This window comes from Streptomyces sp. PsTaAH-137, assembly GCF_003259365.1.
Taxonomy (GTDB): Bacteria; Actinomycetota; Actinomycetes; order Streptomycetales; family Streptomycetaceae; genus Streptomyces.
Map to the genome: position 1 here is coordinate 195868 of NZ_QLLY01000003.1, position 17696 is coordinate 213563.

Annotated in this window: 16 protein-coding genes; 5 read left to right on the forward strand and 11 right to left on the reverse strand. The window is 71.9% G+C overall.

The window, feature by feature from the left end:
- Positions 1 to 8: 8 nt before the first annotated feature.
- The gene (locus K377_RS07320) at positions 9 to 758 is read left to right on the forward strand and encodes a sirohydrochlorin chelatase (protein ID WP_111662356.1); all 750 of its coding nucleotides are present in this window, start codon (positions 9 to 11) and stop codon (positions 756 to 758) included.
- 10 nt (positions 759 to 768) lie between these two features.
- On the opposite strand, the gene K377_RS42705 is transcribed toward K377_RS07320, so the two are convergent.
- Positions 769 to 1779, reverse strand: a complete 1011-nt coding sequence (locus tag K377_RS42705) for a DUF5937 family protein (RefSeq protein WP_202455621.1) — start codon at positions 1777 to 1779, stop codon at positions 769 to 771.
- A 106-nt stretch (positions 1780 to 1885) separates the two neighbouring features.
- Between K377_RS42705 and K377_RS07330 the strand changes: the two genes are divergently transcribed.
- Positions 1886 to 3157, forward strand: coding sequence for an MFS transporter (locus K377_RS07330; protein ID WP_161195148.1), 1272 nt, complete (start codon positions 1886 to 1888; stop codon positions 3155 to 3157).
- Positions 3158 to 3166: 9 nt separating this feature from the next.
- Here K377_RS07330 and K377_RS07335 read toward each other — a convergent pair whose 3' ends face one another.
- The 3 genes from K377_RS07335 to K377_RS07345 all read right to left on the reverse strand — a co-directional run bounded on the left by K377_RS07335 (position 3167) and on the right by K377_RS07345 (position 5509).
- Positions 3167 to 3796 carry a DsbA family protein gene (locus tag K377_RS07335; RefSeq protein WP_111662358.1) on the reverse strand — a complete coding sequence of 210 codons (630 nt, stop codon included), beginning with the start codon at positions 3794 to 3796 and terminating at the stop codon, positions 3167 to 3169.
- 66 nt (positions 3797 to 3862) lie between these two features.
- On the reverse strand, positions 3863 to 4450 hold the full coding sequence (locus K377_RS07340) for a TIGR03086 family metal-binding protein (protein WP_111662359.1): 588 nt from the start codon (positions 4448 to 4450) through the stop codon (positions 3863 to 3865).
- 54 nt (positions 4451 to 4504) lie between these two features.
- Entirely contained in the window at positions 4505 to 5509 is a 1005-nt protein-coding gene (locus K377_RS07345; RefSeq protein ID WP_111662360.1) for a ketopantoate reductase family protein, read from the reverse strand.
- Between the two features lie 68 nt (positions 5510 to 5577).
- On the opposite strand from K377_RS07345, the gene K377_RS07350 reads away from it, so the two are divergent.
- Complete coding sequence (locus K377_RS07350) at positions 5578 to 6447, forward strand: aldo/keto reductase (RefSeq protein WP_111662361.1); 870 nt, start codon at positions 5578 to 5580, stop codon at positions 6445 to 6447.
- Here K377_RS07350 and K377_RS07355 read toward each other — a convergent pair.
- Positions 6428 to 6985 (reverse strand): DUF1697 domain-containing protein, encoded by a 558-nt coding sequence (locus K377_RS07355; protein WP_111662362.1) that lies wholly within the window; start codon positions 6983 to 6985, stop codon positions 6428 to 6430. The two genes, K377_RS07350 and K377_RS07355, sit on opposite strands and share 20 nt — an antisense overlap.
- Before the next feature lie 89 nt (positions 6986 to 7074).
- Positions 7075 to 8283: a S8 family peptidase gene (locus tag K377_RS07360; protein WP_111662363.1), complete on the reverse strand. Its 1209-nt coding sequence runs from the start codon at positions 8281 to 8283 to the stop codon at positions 7075 to 7077.
- A gap of 327 nt (positions 8284 to 8610) precedes the next feature.
- Between K377_RS07360 and K377_RS07365 the strand changes: the two genes are divergently transcribed.
- Complete coding sequence (locus K377_RS07365) at positions 8611 to 10890, forward strand: MMPL family transporter (protein ID WP_111662364.1); 2280 nt, start codon at positions 8611 to 8613, stop codon at positions 10888 to 10890.
- A gap of 49 nt (positions 10891 to 10939) precedes the next feature.
- Here the strand turns inward: K377_RS07365 and K377_RS07370 are convergent, their stop codons facing one another.
- From K377_RS07370 to K377_RS07390, 5 genes are all read right to left on the reverse strand, one after another.
- A complete protein-coding gene (locus tag K377_RS07370; protein ID WP_111662365.1) occupies positions 10940 to 12052 on the reverse strand; it encodes a CDP-alcohol phosphatidyltransferase family protein in 1113 nt (370 codons plus the stop codon).
- 204 nt (positions 12053 to 12256) lie between these two features.
- Complete coding sequence (gene mgt / locus K377_RS07375) at positions 12257 to 13510, reverse strand: macrolide-inactivating glycosyltransferase (RefSeq protein ID WP_111662366.1); 1254 nt, start codon at positions 13508 to 13510, stop codon at positions 12257 to 12259.
- Between the two features lie 70 nt (positions 13511 to 13580).
- Entirely contained in the window at positions 13581 to 14873 is a 1293-nt protein-coding gene (locus K377_RS07380) for an ABC transporter substrate-binding protein (protein WP_111662367.1), read from the reverse strand.
- Positions 14873 to 15706 (reverse strand): carbohydrate ABC transporter permease, encoded by an 834-nt coding sequence (locus K377_RS07385; RefSeq protein WP_111662368.1) that lies wholly within the window; start codon positions 15704 to 15706, stop codon positions 14873 to 14875. Before K377_RS07385 ends, K377_RS07380 begins: the two co-directional genes overlap by 1 nt.
- A complete protein-coding gene (locus K377_RS07390; protein WP_111662369.1) occupies positions 15706 to 16611 on the reverse strand; it encodes a carbohydrate ABC transporter permease in 906 nt (301 codons plus the stop codon). Before K377_RS07390 ends, K377_RS07385 begins: the two co-directional genes overlap by 1 nt.
- A gap of 189 nt (positions 16612 to 16800) precedes the next feature.
- Here K377_RS07390 and K377_RS07395 point away from each other — a divergent pair, with 189 nt between their 5' ends.
- Positions 16801 to 17676 carry a phosphotransferase enzyme family protein gene (locus K377_RS07395; RefSeq protein ID WP_111662370.1) on the forward strand — a complete coding sequence of 292 codons (876 nt, stop codon included), beginning with the start codon at positions 16801 to 16803 and terminating at the stop codon, positions 17674 to 17676.
- The last annotated feature ends 20 nt before the right edge of the window (positions 17677 to 17696 follow it).

A 17696-nucleotide genomic window follows, 5' to 3' on the forward strand; every position in this document is an offset into this window, starting at 1 on the left:
AACCAGTCATGCACCACTCCGCCCCCGCCCCCGTCCTGCTGGTCATCGCCCACGGCAGCCGCGATCCGCGGCACGCCGCGACCGTGCACGCCCTCGTGCGCGAGGTGCGGGCGCAGCGGCCGGGGGTGCGGGTGGAGACGGCGTTCCTGGACTTCAACGTCCCTTCCGTGAGCGGGGTGTTGGAGTCCCTGGCGGCGGAGGGCGTCCGCGACGTGGTCGCCCTTCCGCTGCTGCTCACCCGCGCCTTCCACGCGAAGGCCGACATCCCCGCGGTGCTCCGCGAGGCACCGCGCGGCCTGCGCATCCGCCAGGCCGACGTCCTCGGTCCTTCACCGCTGCTGGTGTCGGCCCTGGAACGCCGTCTGTACGAGGCCGGGCTCGACCCGGCCGACAAGCCCACGACCGGGGTCGTCCTGGCCTCGGCGGGCTCCAGTGACCCGGAGGCGATCGCAGTGATCGCAGAAATCGCGCGGGAGTGGCGGCACACCGGTTGGTGCGCCGTGCGGCCTGCTTTCGCCTCCGCATCTCTGCCGCGCACGGAGGAAGCCGTGCGCGAACTGAGGGACCTTGGCTGCGAGCGCGTCGCCGTCGCGCCCTACGTCCTGGCTCCCGGCCGGCTCCCCGACCGGATCGCGGCGGGCGCCGCCGACGCGGACGTCCTGGGCGATGTGCTCGGCGCCGCGCCGGAAGTGGCACGGGTGCTCCTGCGCCGCTACGAGGCCGCTGCCGTACGGGAGTTGCTGGCCGTCGGCGCCTGAGCGGGCCCGGTCAGGGCGCGGAGTCGTCGGAGCCGCACAGCCGCTCCCCCAGCTCACTGCGCCCGTACCGCACACTGCGTCCGCTGCGGGTGCGGGTCAGCAGCCCGGCGTCGTACAGGATCGACAGGTGCTGGCTGACGGCTCCGGGTGTGACGGCGAGGCGGTGGGCCAGTTCCGTCGTGGAGGCGGGTTCCGTGAGCAGGCTCAGGAGTCGGGCGCGGGGCGCGCCGAGCAGCCGGGTCAGTGCCTCGCCGGAGGCGGGCGGCGCGGTCTCGGAGATCGTGGCGCGGCCGCGCGCCGGATAGCTCAGCAGCGGCGGCAGCCCGGGGTCGATCATGGTGTGGGCGCCGTGCGCGAACAGCGTCGGCACGAGGACGAGCCCGCGCCCGCCGATGGCGATGTCGGCCTCCGGCCACGGGAGGTAGCCGTGGCCGTTGGTCTGGGCGAGGGTGAGCACCTCGCCGTCCCACGAAAGCCGCGGGTCGAGACTGGTGAACAGGCCGCCCACCCCTTCCTCCGCGAGCACCTTGCCGCGATGGGTGAGGTCGGCCTCCATCACGGACTGCACGCGCGGCCACCAGTCGGCGGCGAGGCAGTCGTGCCAGTAGGACTCCAGCGCGTCGGCGATGCGGTGCCGGAACGCGGCCGGGTCGGCGAGCCCGGTGCGCAGCACCTCCGGCAGCCGGTCGACGGTGGTGTCGTACGCGGCGGTGAACTCGGGGGCGAGGAGTTCCGGCGGGACCCGGCGCAGCGCGGCGGTCTGGCGGGCGAACGCGGGGCGCGGCCGGTCCGGGCGCGGGGTGAGGAAGTCCGGGATCCACAGATGGGGCGCGATGAGCGCGCCGAGGAGTTCGGTGTCCTGGCGGCGGAAGGCGGGGCCGAGGCGGCGCAGCCAGGGCCGCTGGTGCGGGTAGCGCGCGGGTTCGCGCCAGGCGCGCAGCGAGTACACGGCTTCCTGGAGCGGGGAGTAGGCGAACGAGGTCCGGGCCAGGTCGCCCATGACGAAGCGGAACTCGATCATCCGCCGTATCCCTTCCGACCGTCCTTCCGACCGTCTTTCCGGTCCCATGCTTTAGTCCCAGGCTAAAGAAATGTCGCGGGGCCCGGAACCCGGTTTCGCTGGGGGCATGACCACGTCACCGCCTGCGGCACGCCCCGCCGTCACGCCCCCGGCCACCCGCTTCGGCGGACTGCTGCCCGCCGACTCCCTGCTGCGTCACCTCTCCGTCCTCACCCTCCTCAACGCGTTCGGGCGCGGCCTCTTCTTCCCCGTCAGCGTCCTGTACTTCACGCGGGTCATCGGCCTGAGCGCCACCTCGGTGGGCGTCGGGCTCACCGTGGCCGGGCTGTTCGGGATCGCGGCGGGGCCGCCGGCCGGGCGCGCCTCCGATCTGTGGGGGCGCCGCACGATCCTGACCGCGCTGTGGATCGGCTGCGGCGGGGCGCTCGCCGCGTACACGGTGGTCGGTTCCTACCCGGCGTTCCTCGTCACGGCGATCGCCTACGCGGCGCTGTGCCAGGCGAGCATGGGGGTGCGCAACGCGCTCTACGCCGATGTGCTCCCGGCCGGTGCGCGGGTGGAGGGCCGCGCGCATCTGCGGATGGTGACGAACGTCGGGATGGGCGTGGGCGGCGTCTTCGGTGCCCTGGCGCTCCAGGTCGACAGCCGGGCCGGGTACACGGTGCTGATCCTGCTGGACGCGGCGATGTTCGTCACCTCGGCGCTGCTCGTGCTGCGGCTGCCGGGCGGGGGCGGGCGCCGGGTCGCGGACGACGTCCCGGCGGGCGACCGCTGGCGGGCGGTGCGCGATCTGCCGTTCCTCGCGGTGACGTTCCTCAATGCCGTACTGGCCCTTCAGTACAGCCTGTTGGAGGTGGGGCTGCCGCTGTGGATCGCGGAGCACACCGAGGCGCCGCGCTGGTCGGCGGCGCTGGTGATGGTCCTCAACTGTGTCCTGGTGGCGCTGTTGCAGGTGCGCGCGACCCGGGGCGTCGAGGATCTGCCGGGCGCGGTGCGGGCGATGCGCCGGGGAGGGCTGCTGCTCGCGCTGTCGTGCGCGGTGTTCGCGGTGACGGCCGGGCTCTCCCCGTGGTGGGCGCTGGCCGTGCTCGTGGTGGGCGCGGTGGTGCAGGTGGGCGCCGAGGTGCTGTCGGCGGCGGGCGGCTGGACCGTCGGGTACGGGCTCGCCGACTCCCGCGCGCAGGGCGTCTACCAGGGCGTGTTCAACTCCGGGCAGGCCGCGGCGACGATGGCCGCGCCCGCGCTGGTGACGGTGACCGCGATCCGGCACGGCGCGGCGGGCTGGGTCGTGCTCGGGGCGCTGTTCGTGGCCGCCGGTCTGGCCGTGGGTCCCGCCGTGCGGTGGGCACGGCGGGACGCGGAGTGGCGGGGCGAGTGACCGGCCGGGTCAGCCGGCGTCGAGGTCGCCGGTGCGGGTCCGCTTGAGCTCGAAGAAGTCGGGCTCCGTGGCCAGGACGCGGAAGCTGTCGAAGAGCCGGGCGGCCCGCTCGCCGCGCGGGATGGCCCGCAGGACCGGCCCGAACCACACCGTTCCGTCGACATGGATCGTGGGCGTGCCGACATAGGACTCGGAGTCGGGTTCGCGGCCCGCGTCGTGGCTGCGGCGCACCAGGTCGTCGTGGGCGGGGTCGTGCGCGGCGGCGGCCAGGTCGGCGGGCAGCCCCAGCTCGGCGAGGGCGTCGGCCGCCACGGCGTCGAAGTCGTCCTGCTTCTGCTGGTGGATGCGGGTGCCGAACGCCGTGTAGAGGTCACGGAGGATGCCGTCCCCGTGCTGCTGTGCGGCGAGCGCGGCGACCCGGACCGGGCCGATCGACCGGTCGACGAGATCCCGGTACCAGTCGGGGAGTTCGTTGCCGATGTTGTGCAGGTACAGACTCATGACGTGGAAGCGGAGGTCGAGCGGCCGGTGGCGCTCGACCTCCAGGATCCAGCGGGACGTGATCCAGGCGAAGGGGCAGGCGGGGTCGAACCAGAAGTCGACGCGGGTGGCGGATCCGGCGGCCGGGTCAGTGGTCATGCTCTGAAGCTAGCCGCCGGGTGGCCCCGGCCGATGGTCCATTCCTGCCTCATTCGGGTGGGCCATTCATGCCGGCCGGGGGTCGCGCCCGCTGAGCGCGAGGGCCCGCGCGTACACGGGGGCGCCGTCCGGCAGCGGCACGGGGTCGGCGAAGCCCTCGTACTGCCGGTAGACGGCCGCGTTCTTCTCCACGACGTGCAGGAGCAGCGCGGCGGCACCTTCGGAGATCCGGAACTCCTGGCCGGTGGCGCGGGCCACGTCCCAGCCGTGCAGGACGAGTTCGGCCCACAGCAGCGCGGCGACCTCCGGGGCGGGCTGCCGGGCGAACCCGAGGTCCACCTCGCCCTCCCAGACGCCCGGTTCGGACCAGGCGGCGACGGCCTGCCCGAGCCGGTCCGCGTACCGGTCGGCCCAGTCGCTCTCGGCGGTGAAGTCGCGGGTCGCAAGGTCGTCGGGCAGTGGTTCGCGGCGCGCCCGGTGGGCCATGCCGTCGCCCGTGTAGGCGACCCAGTGGTTGACGAGGGTGCGCACGTCCCAGTCGCCGCAGCCGGAGGCCGCGCCGAGCAGGTCGGGCTTGACGGCGGCCGCGACGCGGGCCGCCTCGGTGGCGCACTCGATCAGGTACGGGTGGACGGTGTCCCTGCGTTCTTCCATGCCGTCGACGGTACGAGCACGGGCCCCGGCCCTTCTTGAACAAACGCGACAGGGTCAGGCGCGGGCGTCGACCGCCGCCACCAGTTCCGCGATCGGGGTCGCTCCGGCCGGGCGGCGCAGCCGGGCCGCTTCGTTCGCGCGTTCCTGGAGGACGTCGTTGACCGGGGTCGGTACGCCGTGGAGCCGTCCGAGGAGGCCGATCTCGCCGTTGAGGTAGTCCACCTCGACGCTGCCCGCGCCCCGGTCGAGGGACTGCCAGGTGGAACCGCCGCCGCGCGGGGAGCCGTCGAAGGGTTCGAAGGTGATGCGGTCCGCGCGCACCTTCTTCTCCTCGTCGCGGCCGGTGTACGCGATCCCGGCGGCGGCGAGCACGGCCTCGCCCTCGGCGCGGGCCCGGCGGAACAGGGCGATGCCGTCCTCGTCGGTGAGCACCCCGGACACCGCCTCGACGGCGTTGGCGAGGTTGGCGAGGAGCTTGGCGTACTTCCAGCGCATCACGTCGTCGACGACGGGCGCGGCGAACCGGCCCCGCTCCAGGTCCGCGGAGATCGCCCGCGCCGTGTCGTCGCTGCCCGCCGGGTAGCGGCCCAGGTGCAGGATGCCGGTGAGCGGGGCGCCCGCGGCGCGCACCACGCCCGGCTCGACGAAGGTGGCGGGCAGCCAGACGCACATCGCGTACACGCGCTGGAAGGTGCGCAGGGCGAGCCGCTCGCTCTCCACACCGTTCTGGGCGCAGACCAGCGGCAGCCGGGCGGCCGCGGTGCCGCCGCCCTCCACGGGGGCGGCGCCCCAGGCGGCGAGCGCGGCGGCGCTGTCCTGGGTCTTCACACAGAGCACGAGGACGTCGTCGGCGCGCAGCGTGCCGAGCGCTCCCGGCCCGTCGGCCACCGGCAGTCGGTGCACGTGCACCCCGTCCGGCGCCTCGAACCGGAGTCCCCGCTCGCGCAGCGCCCCGTACTGCGCGCCGCGCGCCACGAGGACGACGTCCTGCCCCGCCTCGGCGAGCCGGGCACCGATGGCGCCGCCGACCGCCCCTGCTCCGATGATGAGATAGCGCATGGCGTCGACCCTGGCACAGACGTGGTCTCCCGAACCAGATGCACAGGGCATCGGTTACCGTCTCCCCCATGACGCCCACGGCCCCGCAGACGACGCTCACCCTCGGCTCCGATCTGCCCGTACGCCGCCTCGGCTACGGCACGGTGCATCTGACCGGGCACGGCGCCTGGGGTCCGCGCGGCAGCGACGCGAACGCGACGGCCGTCCTGCGCCGCGCCGTCGAGCTGGGGGTGACGCTGGTCGACACCGCGGACAACTATGGTCCCGGCGTCGCGGAGGAGCGGGTCGCCGCGGCCCTGCACCCGTACGCGGACGGCCTGGTGATCGCGACCAAGGGCGGTGTCGTACGGACGTCCGCCGAGTCGTGGCACATCGAGGGCCGGCCCGAGCGGCTGCGGGCGATGTGCGAGGCGAGCCTGCGCCGCCTGCGCCGCGAGCGCGTCGACCTGTACCAGCTGCACCGGATCGATCCGGACGTGCCGCTCGCCGACCAGCTGGGTGTGCTGCGCGAGTTGCGGGACGAGGGGAAGATCCGGCACGTGGGGCTGGACTCGGTGCGGGCCGAGCAGCTTCAGCAGGCCCTGGATCTGGACATCGTGCCGGTCGTCTCGGTGCAGAACCGCTACAACGTCCTGGACCGTGCCTCCGAGCCGCTGCTCAAGCTGTGCGAGGCGCGGGGCATCGCGTTCCTGCCCTGGTTCCCGCTGGGCAACGGCACCTTGACGCACCATCAGGAGCTGACGTCCGTCGCGGCCGCGCACGACGCGACCCCGTCGCAGGTCGCGCTCGCCTGGCTGCTGCACCACTCCCCCGTGCTCTGCCCGACGCCGGGCACCGGGACCGTGGCGCACCTGGAGGAGAACGTCGCGGCCGGCGAACTCCGGCTCACCGAAGGGGACATGGCCCGGCTCGACGCACTCACGACGCCGGACGCGTGAGCTCCACCAGCTTGACGACGGTGTTCCAATTGCGGCTCGTCGCGATCAGCCCCTTGTGCACGGCGGGCCGTCCCAGCTGCTCGGCGAGCTTGGACCGGCCGAGCCCGTCGGGCGCGTAGAGATAGACGACGCGGTCGCCGAGCCGGAAGTCCTCGGGCGCGTAGGCGGGCAGGTCGATCCCTGCGTACCGCTCCGGGTCCGGCGCCTGCGACAGGTAGGTGACGTGCAGCTGCTTGCCCTCCAGCTCGGCGGCCGGGAACGGGCAGGCGTCCTGGACGGCCACCAGGTAGGCGTGGTCGCGGACGAGGACGTCGACCGGGAAGCCGAACCTGTCGGCGATGGCCAGCTCGATGTCCGCGGCGAGCGAGTCCTCGTCGCCGCCCCCGGCCGCGAACGTCACGTTGCCGCTCTGCAGATAGGTCGCCACGTCCTGGTGGCCCAGGCCCTCGACGAGGGCGCGCAGCTCCGCCATCGGGACCTTCTTGTTGCCGCCCACATTGATGCCGCGCAGCAGCGCCGCGTACCGGTTGATCGCCATGCCGACACGATAAGGCGGCCGTCGCGCCCCGTGGGGGTGGGCACGACGACCGCCGGCACGTGAGGCCCCCGTGGGGGGGGCCGGTGGGGCTACTCGACGATCTTCAGGAGCTTGTTCGGGGTGCCTTCGGTGGCGTTGCCGATGGCGTCCGCGGTGGCTCCGCCGGTCAGCGCCGTGGCGACGTCGGCGGGGGCCGCGTCCGGGTGCCCGCCCAGGTAGACGGCGGCGGCGCCGACGACGTGCGGGGTCGCCATCGACGTACCGGAGATGGTGTTGGTGGCGTCGTCGCCGGTGTTCCAGTCGGAGGTGATGTCCGAGCCGGGGGCGTAAATGTCCACGCCCTCCCCGTAGTTGGAGAAGTCGGACTGCTCGTCGTCCTTGGTGGAGGAGGCGACGGTGATGGCCTCGGGGACGCGGGCCGGGGAGCTGGAGGACGCGTCCGCCGACTCGTTGCCGGCCGCGACCGCGTAGGTGACGCCGGAGTCGATCGACTTCTTCACCGCGGCGTCCAGCGCCTCGTCCACGCCGCCGCCGAGCGACATGTTCGCGACGGACGGGCCCGAGTGGTGCTCGGTGACCCAGTCGATGCCCGCGACGACCTGCTCGGTGGTGCCGGAGCCCTGGTCGTCGAGGACGCGGATGGCGACGATCTTCGCCTTCTTCGCGACGCCGTGCGCGTCACCGGCGATGGTCCCGGCGACGTGCGTGCCGTGCCCGTTGCCGTCGTCGGCGCTGTCGCCGTTGTCGACGGCGTCGAAGCCGTAGGAGGCGCGGCCGCCGAAGTCCTTGTGGCTGATGCGGACGCCGGTGTCGATGACGTACGCGGTGACGCCCTCACCGGCGCTGTCGGGGTAGGTGTACGTGCCGTCGCCCGCGGTCTCCGCCTGGTCGATGCGGTCCAGGCCCCACGACGGCGGGTTGTCCTGGGTGGCGGTGGTGTGGAACTTCTTGTTCTGGACGACCTTGCCGACGGACTTGTCGGCGGCGAGCTGCTTGGCCTCGGTCTCCGAGAGACCGTTGACCGAGAAGCCGTTGACGGCCGAGTCGTAGTTCCGGCGGAGGGTGCCGCCGTACTCCTTGGCGAGGTCCTTCTTGGCGGCGGTGTTCGCCTTCTGGTCGAGCAGCACGATGTAGCTGCCGGTCACGGCGCCCTTGGCGTCGAGGCCGTAGACCTTGCCCTGGGCCGGTGTGGCGGCGCCCGCGAAGCTGCCGGTGAAGACGGTGACACCGACGGCGGTGGCCGCCGTGGCTATCGCGGCCGTGAGCTTCATCGAACGCGCACGCTTGTGAAGTGCCATGAAGAGTGAACTCCTCGTGGTGTGTGGGGGGTTGTGTGGAATCTACGCGCGTGGGGGCGCGCAATTTGGTGCGGCCTCCGGCAATCTCCGGAAGATCTCCGGGGGTTGAGACGAAACCCTGGCCGATTGACGCGACCAGATCAAGACCTTCATACAGCTGTGACTTTTTCAACAAGGTTCTGTAATAACAAACCGGACAGATCAACCCCCGATAGATGTAAGGGGCGTTCGTCATCCTCTGCGCCGACCCGGGCCGCCCCGACCTCACCGGGCAGCACGACGAAGCGCGCTTACGCCGCCCATACCTTCGAATCCGGAGGTGACCTCATGGCGAGGAACGGGGAACGGCAGGAGGGCCGGGTGCGCGGAGTCGCGGCCCGGGCCGGCGGATGGAGCGCCCGTCATCGATGGGCGGCGGTGGGGATCTGGGTGCTGTTCGTCGTCCTGGCGATGGGCATCGGGAACGCGGTGGGCCGCGCCGATGTGAAGGAGAGCGACCAGCTCAACGGCGAGACCGGCCGGGCCGAGCAGATCATCGACAGGGCCGGCATCGACGAACCGGCCGGCGAGACCGTTCTCGTCCAGGCCAAGGACGGACAACTGCGCGCCACCGCACCGGAGTTCAAGCGGGCGGTCGAGGACGTCGTCAAGGCCGTCGAGGGCACCGGAGCGGTCACGAACGTCCGCTCCCCCTACGCGGCACAGGCGCAGTCGATCTCGAAGGACGGCCGCACCGCGCTCGTCCAGTTCGACATGCGGGGCGACCCCGAGACGGCGTCCGACCGGGTCGAGCCGGTCCAGAAGGCCGTCGCGGGCGTCGCGGACGACCACGGCACGCTGCGGATCGAGGAGATCGGCGCGGCGAGCATGAACAAGACGTTCGACGACGCCTTCGGCGACGACTTCCAGCGGGCCGAGTACTCGGCCGTGCCGGTGGCCCTCGGCATCCTGCTGATCGCGTTCGGCGCGCTCGTCGCGGCGCTGCTTCCGGTGGCGCTCGCCGTCACCGCGATCGTGGCGACGATGGGCCTGATGGCGATCGTCAGCCACCTCCAGCCGATGAGCGACACCGCCAACTCGGTGATGCTGCTCGTGGGGCTCGCGGTCGGCGTCGACTACTGCCTGTTCTACCTGCGCCGCGAGCGCGAGGAGCGGATGAAGGGCCACGACGCGGGGACCGCGCTGCGGATCGCGGCGGCCACCAGCGGGCGGGCGATCATCGTCTCCGGTGTCACGGTGTGCGTGGCGATGGCGGGCATGCTGTTCACCGGCATCGCCGAGTTCCAGGCGATGGGCCTCGCCTCCCTGATGGTGGTCGCGGTCGCCATGGTCGGCTCGGTGACCGTGCTGCCCGCGCTGCTCTCGCTGCTCGGTGAGCGCGTCGAGAAGGGCCGCATCCCGTTCCTGCACCCGGACAAGCGGCGCGGCGGGAGCAAGGGCGAGGGCGGCAGCAGGTTCTGGACCGCCGTCCTGGGTGTCGTGCTCAGGCGGCCCGCCGTCTCGGTGGCCGTCGCGGTCTGCGCGCTGCTCGCGGTCGCCGCTCCCGCGCTCGGCATGAAGACGCAGAACCTCACCCTGGACCAGGAGTTCGGGGACTCACTGCCGATCGTGGCGACGTACGACCGGGTCAACGAGGCGTTCCCGGGCGGCTCCGAACCGGCCGAGGTGGTCGTCGGCGCCGAGGACATCAACGCGCCCGAGGTGCGCTCGGCGATCGCCGACTTCCGTGCCCGCGCGGTGAGTTCGGGTGCCTCGCGCGGCCCGGTCGAGGTGACGGTGCACGCGGCGCAGAACGTCGCGTTCGTCTACGTACCGCTGGTCGGCGGCTCCGACCAGGGGAGGGCGGAGCAGAGCCTCGCGCTGCTGCGGGACGAGGTGCGGCCCGCGACGCTCGGCAAGGTCGACGGCGTCGAGGCGCCGATCACCGGTCAGGTCGCCGGGTCGAAGGACTTCAACGACCAGATCGTCGGCTCGGTCGTCCCGGTCTTCGCCTTCGTGGTCGCCTTCGCCTTCCTGCTGATGCTGCTGTCGTTCCGCTCGCTGACCGTCGCGATCACCTCGATCGCGCTCAACCTGCTGAGCGTGGGCGCCGCCTACGGGATTCTCGTCGCCGTCTTCCAGCACGGCTGGGGCGCGTCCCTGGTCGGCGCGGAGGGGGTCGGCGCGATCATCTCCTGGCTGCCGCTGTTCCTCTTCGTGATCCTGTTCGGCCTGTCGATGGACTACCACGTGTTCGTGGTGTCGCGGATCAAGGAGGCGCGGCTCCAGGGGCGGACCAACACCGAGGCGATCCGGCACGGTGTCGTCACGACCGCGGGCGTGGTCACCAGCGCCGCCGTCATCATGGTCGCCGTCTTCTCGATCTTCGGCACGCTGTCCATGCAGTCGATGAAGCAGATGGGCGTGGGCCTCGCGGCGGCCGTCCTGATCGACGCGACCGTCATCCGCGGTGTGCTGCTCCCGGCCGTGATGGCGCTGCTCGGCGACCGCAACTGGTACCTGCCGCGGTGGCTGCGCCGGATGCCGGACCTCACGCACGACGAGGCACCGGCGCCCGCCCCGGTCGCGGCGGCGACCGCCAAGGGGGGCGAGGAGCTGCGGGTCTGACGACCGGCGCTCCCGCCCCCGCTCCGGGACGGTGTGTCCGTCCGCCGTGTCACACGGCGGCGGGCACGCCGTCCTTCTGCGCTTCCTGCGTCTCCTGGGCCTCCAGGGCTTCCTGCCGCTGGGCGGCCTCCTGCTCGAACGCCTCCAGCGTGCGGCCGAAGTCGCGGGTGGAGAGCAGCAGCTTGTAGACGATGGCGAGTTCGAAGACGAGCAGCAGTGCGCCGGCCACGATGGTGGTGCCGATCACCTGGTCGAGAATCGGGCCGATGATGAAGACGGCCATCTGGAACTCGATGCCGCTGATCAGGTGCGTACGGATCCGGTGGCGCAGCAGGAAGGAACGGAACCGCAGATAGGCCGGGAAGCGGCTGCGGAACTCCTGGTGCAGGTCGACGACCTGGCGCTTCGGCGCCCGGTCCTGCGCCTCCTGGGCTTCCTGGGCCTCCTGCGTCTGCTGGGCCTCCTGGGCCGTCGGCTCGATCGCCTCGCGCCGCGCCTCCACCACGTCGCCGTCCTCGTCGACGCCCGTCTCGGCGTCGGCGGCGGCGCCCGTCAGGTCCTGCTCCATGTCGGCCGAGGGGTTGGCCCGCAGCAGGTCCTCCATGAAGGCGAGGCTCTGCTCGTTCTGGGCGCGGCGGGCGGCCCGGACATGGGCCTTGATCTTCTTGCGCATGTTGTGCCGGGTCTTGAAGATCTCCAGCGCGTTGAGGTACCGCAGCCCGTCGAGGAAGACGACGGCCACCGCGAGCCACACGTACCAGATGTCACCGGTGCGGTGGTACTGGCCGCCCATCAGGGCCACGGCACAGGCCATGACGCGGACCCGGTCGAAGATGTAGTCGAGCCAGGCGCCGAACACGGAGCCCTGCCCCGTCAGCCGGGCGACCTTGCCGTCCATGCAGTCGAGGATGAAGCTCACGTGGTAGATGACGGCACCGGCGATCAGCCAGCGCCAGTCCCCCATGGCGAAGCAGCCGGCCGCGCCGAGCCCCAGGATGAGCGCGCCCCAGGTGATCTGGTTCGGCGTGATGCGTGTCCACCGGGCAGTGAGCCGCACGAGCGGCGTCGCGACCGGGTCGACGAGCAGCACGGTCCACCACGCGTCACGCTTCTTCTGCGTGAGCCGACGCACGTCGGACAGCGGTGGTATGTCTCGGGGCATGGGGGAGCCAACTTTCGATAATTCAGATCAGGTTCACCTCAAGGTAAGAATGTGTACTGACCAAGTTCAAGAGAAACTCAGCACAACCTTTCACGTGGGGTAACGGTCCAAGGGGGCAGCCGGGTCGAGGGGCATTCCCCGACGACCCGGCGTTACCCGAGCGTTATTCTGCGGCCCACTTGTTATCGCTCGGGCACATTTCTTTCACCGGCCGATGGAACCGATGGGCGCAGAATTCCGTCGCCCCAGTTCGACCTCGATGAGGTCGGCCGCGCGCGGGGTGCCGCCCTCCTCGGCCATCTCCCGCTGGATCGCGGCGAGGCGCCGCGCCACCTCGGGGTCGTCGACGAGGGCGAGGACGGCTTCGCGCAGGACGTCCGCCGTGGCCTCCTCCTTGGGGACGTGCCGGGCGACCCCGAGCGCCCGCAGCACATCGGCGTTCCCGAACTGGTCGGCGGCCTGCGGTACGCAGACCATCGGCGTGGCGGTGGCGAGCCCTTCCTGGCTGCCGCCCGCGCCGGCGTGCGTGATGAAGGCGTCTGCCTGCCGCAGGACGGACAGTTGCGGCACCCAGTTCCGCACCTCCACGTTGGGCGGCACCGCCCCCAGGTCGTCGGCGGTGACGTGCTTGCCGACCTGGAGCACGACGTGCCAGCCCGGCAGCTCTCCGAACGCCTCGACGCACGCGCGGTAGAAGTCCGGCTGCTTGGTGAACGACGAGCCGAGCGACACGAGCAGCACCCGCTCGGCGCCGTCCGGCCGCTGCCAGTCGCCCTGCCCGGACCGGTCGCCCTGACAGGCGCCGACGAAGCTGTACCGCGTGGTGTCGACCCGGTCGGCGTTCGGCTGGAGCGCCCTCGGGATGAGCACCAGGGAGCGGGGCGGGCGCCCGACGAACGGGTCGGGGTGGTCCGCGATCCCGTTCTCCCGCAGCCAGTCGGTGAACTTCGCGTAGTACGCCCTGCCGCGCTCGGTCCGCTTGGGCTCCGCCCACATCGGCTCGGCGACCTCCTCCTCGTAGCCGTCCCACGCCACGAGGTTCGGCGAGAGGGAGACCGCGGGCACGCCCCAGCGGCGGGCCAGCACGATCGCCGGGTAGGCGGTGATGTCGTGGATCACGAGGTCGGGCACACCGGCCCCGCCGTCCCCCTCGTACGCCTCGATGAGCTGCGGCAGGACCTGGATCGCGTCGTTCAGGAACGGCTCCACGTTGTCGAGCAGCGTGGTCCCCCAGGCCGCCGGGTCGTCGTCCGGTCCGGGGAGCGTGCTGGTGTACGGGACCGGCTCGGCGCCGGTCTCGGCGACCTTGTCGGCGAAGAGGTGCGGGATCGCGTACGTGACGCGGTGTCCGCGGGCGACGAGTTCCCGGATCACTTCGAGGCTCGGGTTCACGTGCCCGTGGGCGGCGATGGAGAACATGGCGATGTGGGCGGGCTGGGTCTGTTCCGGGTTCGTCATGCGTCCACCGTAGGTGAGACGAGACGTCTCGTGCAATTGAATAGGGGCGGGGTTCCGATCAGGGTTCCGATCACCGCTGGTAGCGGGCCAGAACCAGATTCCCGTCGTGGACCAGGCGTTCACGCAGCTCGTCGAGGCCGATCGCGCCGCTGTAGTACTCCTGGAACGCGGGGGTGGCGATCTTGTCCTTCCACTCGGGGTAGCCGCGCACGGACTGCGCGGGGGCCGAGCGGAGGCGGGAGGCGAGGGCGGTGCCGGTGGCCCAGCCGTTCTCGGTCGTCCGCAGGGCCGGGGCCTTCAGGGCCTGCGTGCCGGTCGGCAGCATCCAGTCGCCGAGGGCGAGCCGCACCATGTTGCGCGGCTGGAGGAGGAAGTCGATGAACCGGGCCGCTTCCTTCTTGTGCGGGCTGTCCTCGGAGACGGAGAGGGTCTGCGGGCTGACGCCCTGGGTGAGGCCGTCGGCGCCGGCCGGTGCGGGCAGCACCTGCCAGTCGAAGCCCTTGGGGGCCTGCTGCACGATCTGCTGCCGGTAGGAGAAGCCGAGCGGCACCATCGCGTACTTGCCGGCGAAGAAGCCGGGCAGCGTGTCGGAGCCGCCCATGCCGAGCGTGGCGCCGGAAGCGCTGTGGTCGGTGTTCACCTGGTCGTGGACGGTGCGGGGCATCACCTCGTCCGCCGCGCCGAACCGGATCGTCACCTTGCCGTCCGCGCCCCGGTGGAACAGGGCGCCGCCGGCGGACAGGGAGAGGTTCAGGGTCGCCGAGACCGGTTCCTTGAGCGGCCAGGCGACGCCGTACTTTCCGTCCCCGCTCAGCTCCTCGGTGATCCGCCGGAACTCGTCCCAGGTCCACGGGTCGTCCGGCGTCGGGACGCGCACGCCGGACTTCTCGAGCCAGGTCGCGTTGGCGACGAGGACGCGCGGCTCCTGGAGGAAGGGGACCCCGTAGATCCCGTCGCCGAAGGTCGCCGTCCGCCAACTCCGCTGCGGAATATCGGACTTGAGACGCGCGGGGAGGTAGTCCCTCAGGTCGGCCAGATACCCGCCGTAGGCGAAGTCGGCCAGATCGTCGGAGGCGTCGTGGATGATGTCGGGCGCCTCGCCACCCTCGAAGGAGGTCAGCAGCTGGTCGTGGACGCTGTCCCAGCTGCCCTGGACGTACTTCACCCGGATGTCGGGGTGCTCGCTGTTCCACTCCTTCACCAGCTGCTTGTTGGCGTCGACGGACTCCTTCTGCCAGGCCAGCGACTGGAACTCCAGGGTGACGCGGCCGTGGTCCGTCGTCCCCGAGCCGCCGGAGCAGCCCGCGAGCAGCAGCGCCGCCACGGCGGCGAACGCCGTCGTCAACTTCTGCCCGCCGCGCATCACTTCACCGCTCCCGCCAGCATGCCGCCCGTGATCCGTTTCTGGATGAGCGCGAAGATCAGCAGGGACGGGAGGGTCGCCAGGAACGCGCCGGCCGCGAGCGGTCCCAGGTCGGCGACGCCCTCGGCGCCCAGGAAGTGGGTGAGGATCACCGGCAGCGTCTGCTTCTCCGGCGTCTTCATCAGGACCAGCGCGAAGAAGAACTCGTTCCACGCGGTGATGAACGCGAACAGGCCCGTCGCCACCAGACCCGGCGCGAGGAGCGGCGCCGTCACCGAGACCAGGACGCGCAGCCGGCCCGCGCCGTCCACGGCCGCCGCCTCCTCCAACTCCCTTGGTATGGCGCGGACATAGCCCACCAGCATCCACAGCGCGAACGGCAGCGCCCACACCACGTACACCAGGGTGAGGCCCACCAGGGAGTTGATCAGGTGGAGGTTCTTGAGGACGAGGAAGAGCGGGATGATCAGCAGCACGAAGGGGAACGCCTGGCTGATCACCACCCAGCCGGTCGCCGCTCGCGCCAGCGGACCGCGGTGGCGGGCCATGACGTACGCCACCGGGGTGGCGACGAGGAGCGCGACGACGGCGGCGCAGACCGCGACGAGCAGCGAGTTCACGGCGGCCCGCAGCAGGGGCTGCTCGTCGAAGGCCTGCCGGAAGTTGGCCAGGGTCGGATGCCGGGGGATCCAGGTGGGGTGCAGGCTCGCGAGTTCACCGGCCGGCTTGAACGCCGTGGAGATCAGCCACAGGAACGGGAAGGCCAGGAAGACGAGATACGCGAGGAGCGCGAGGTACTGGCCCGCGCGGGCGGGTCTGCTCACCTTGAACATCACTCGTCGCCTCCCTTCAGGCGGCCCACCAGGTAGAGAGCGAGAAGGACGGAGATGACGGCGACCATGGCGCAGCCCATCGCCGCCGCATAGCCGAACTGGCCGTAGCGGAAAGCCTCTTCGTAGGCGAAGAGCATGGGCAGCCGGGTGCGGCCGCCGGGTCCGCCGTTCGTCAGGACGTAGACGAGGGCGAACGAGTTGAAGTTCCAGATGAAGTTGAGCGCGGTGATGGCGAGCGCGACGGGCCGCAGCGCCGGCCAGGTCACCGTGCGGAACCGGCGCCAGGCCCCGGCCCCGTCCATCGCCGCCGCCTCGTGCAGCTCGCGCGGGGTGTTCTGCAACCCGGCGAGCAGCGCCACCGTGGTCTGCGGCATGCCCGCCCAGACGCCGACGACGATCACGGCGGGCAGCGCGGTCGCGAGGCCGGTGAGCCAGTCGTGTCCTTCGCCGAGGCCCAGGTCGCGCAGCGTCTCGTTGAGGATGCCGGCGTCGGGTTGGTAGACGAGGCGCCACATGATGCCGACGACGACCTCCGGCATCGCCCACGGAATGATCGCGAGCGCCCGCGCCAGCCACCGGAACCGCAGATTCTGGTCGAGCAGGAGGGCGAGTCCGAGGGCGAGCACGAACTGCGGGACCGTCACCCCGACCGCCCACACCAGGCCGATCCGGAACGACTCCCAGAACAAGGTGTCGTGCAGCAGATCACGGAAGTTGAGCGTGCCGACCCACTGGGTGGCGGCGGTGCGGCCCGACTGGGCGTCGGTGAAGGCGAGCCCGACGCCGTACAGGATCGGGCCGACGCTCAGGACGAGGATCGGGATCAGCGCGGGCAGCACCAGGAACCAGGCCCCACGCTGCCGCGCGGCGGACCGTGCCGCCTGCGGCGTGGTCGCCGTCGTCATGGATGCGGGCTCCTTCGGGCGGTTCGGACGGTCCGGTTCGGCTGACGCACACGGCTTCCGGCCGCCCCTGCGACCTCCGTCATGGTCCTGACAGGGTCCGGTCACGTCAAGACATCCGTACGGGTACGGGGGTGCCCGCGGCCGGGTGCGAGACTGGGCCGGTACCAGCTGGAACGCGGGAGGCACGAGATGGACGAGGCACGGGCACGGGACGTGCTGGCGCGGACGGGGATCGGCGACGCGGCGGGCGGCGCGGAGCTGCTCGCCCTCGGGGAGAACGCGGTCTTCGGCGCGGGCGACCTCGTCGTCAAGATCGGCCGCAGCACCGAGCAGGCACCGGAGCTCCTCGACCGGGCCCGCCGCGAGGTGGCCATCGCCTCCTATCTCGCCGAGCACGGGGTCCCCGCGGTGCGCGCCGCCAAGGACGAGGCGCTGGTCGTCGACGGGCATCCGGTGACGCTCTGGCACCGCATCCCGGCGGCCGTGCGCCCGGCCGAGCCCCGCGATCTCGCCGAACTGCTGAAGCTGGTGCACGCGCTGCCGACGCCCACCGGCTTCGAACTGCCCCGCCGGGAACTGCTCGGCGGGGTCGAGCGCTGGCTGCGGCTCGCGGGCGACGCGATCGACCCGGCCGACGCGGAGTATCTGCGCGCGCGGCGCGACGGGTTCGCCGCGGCCGCCGCCGCGCTCACCCCGCGGCTGCCCGTCGGGCCGATCCACGGGGACGCGCTGCCCCGCAATGTGCACATCGGGCCCGAGGGGCCCGTCCTGGTCGACCTGGAGACGTTCTCCTCGGACTTCCGGGAGCACGACCTGGTGGTCATGGCGCTGTCGCGGGACCGGTACGGACTGCCTGCGGCGGCTTATGACGGGTTCGTCTCGGCGTACGGGTGGGACGTGCGGGAGTGGGACGGGTGTGCCGTTCTGCGCGGGGCCCGGGAGACCGCGTCCTGTGCCTGGGTCGCCCAGCACGCGCCGGGCAACCCCGAGGCGCTGGTGGAGTTCGGACGGCGGGTGGCTTCTCTGCGGGACGGGGATTCCTCCGTGCGGTGGTATCCCTTCTAGGGCTTCGCCCCCGGACCGCC

What these genes read in the sequence shown, in the direction of transcription:
- K377_RS07320 (WP_111662356.1), top strand. Translation starts at nt 9, where the DNA reads ATGCACCACTCCGCCCCCGCCCCCGTCCTGCTGGTCATCGCCCACGGC.
- K377_RS42705 (WP_202455621.1), bottom strand. Translation starts at nt 1,779, where the DNA reads ATGATCGAGTTCCGCTTCGTCATGGGCGACCTGGCCCGGACCTCGTTC.
- K377_RS07330 (WP_161195148.1), top strand. Translation starts at nt 1,886, where the DNA reads ATGACCACGTCACCGCCTGCGGCACGCCCCGCCGTCACGCCCCCGGCC.
- K377_RS07335 (WP_111662358.1), bottom strand. Translation starts at nt 3,796, where the DNA reads ATGACCACTGACCCGGCCGCCGGATCCGCCACCCGCGTCGACTTCTGG.
- K377_RS07340 (WP_111662359.1), bottom strand. Translation starts at nt 4,450, where the DNA reads ATGGAAGAACGCAGGGACACCGTCCACCCGTACCTGATCGAGTGCGCC.
- K377_RS07345 (WP_111662360.1), bottom strand. Translation starts at nt 5,509, where the DNA reads ATGCGCTATCTCATCATCGGAGCAGGGGCGGTCGGCGGCGCCATCGGT.
- K377_RS07350 (WP_111662361.1), top strand. Translation starts at nt 5,578, where the DNA reads ATGACGCCCACGGCCCCGCAGACGACGCTCACCCTCGGCTCCGATCTG.
- K377_RS07355 (WP_111662362.1), bottom strand. Translation starts at nt 6,985, where the DNA reads ATGGCGATCAACCGGTACGCGGCGCTGCTGCGCGGCATCAATGTGGGC.
- K377_RS07360 (WP_111662363.1), bottom strand. Translation starts at nt 8,283, where the DNA reads ATGGCACTTCACAAGCGTGCGCGTTCGATGAAGCTCACGGCCGCGATA.
- K377_RS07365 (WP_111662364.1), top strand. Translation starts at nt 8,611, where the DNA reads ATGGCGAGGAACGGGGAACGGCAGGAGGGCCGGGTGCGCGGAGTCGCG.
- K377_RS07370 (WP_111662365.1), bottom strand. Translation starts at nt 12,052, where the DNA reads ATGCCCCGAGACATACCACCGCTGTCCGACGTGCGTCGGCTCACGCAG.
- mgt (WP_111662366.1), bottom strand. Translation starts at nt 13,510, where the DNA reads ATGACGAACCCGGAACAGACCCAGCCCGCCCACATCGCCATGTTCTCC.
- K377_RS07380 (WP_111662367.1), bottom strand. Translation starts at nt 14,873, where the DNA reads ATGCGCGGCGGGCAGAAGTTGACGACGGCGTTCGCCGCCGTGGCGGCG.
- K377_RS07385 (WP_111662368.1), bottom strand. Translation starts at nt 15,706, where the DNA reads ATGTTCAAGGTGAGCAGACCCGCCCGCGCGGGCCAGTACCTCGCGCTC.
- K377_RS07390 (WP_111662369.1), bottom strand. Translation starts at nt 16,611, where the DNA reads ATGACGACGGCGACCACGCCGCAGGCGGCACGGTCCGCCGCGCGGCAG.
- K377_RS07395 (WP_111662370.1), top strand. Translation starts at nt 16,801, where the DNA reads ATGGACGAGGCACGGGCACGGGACGTGCTGGCGCGGACGGGGATCGGC.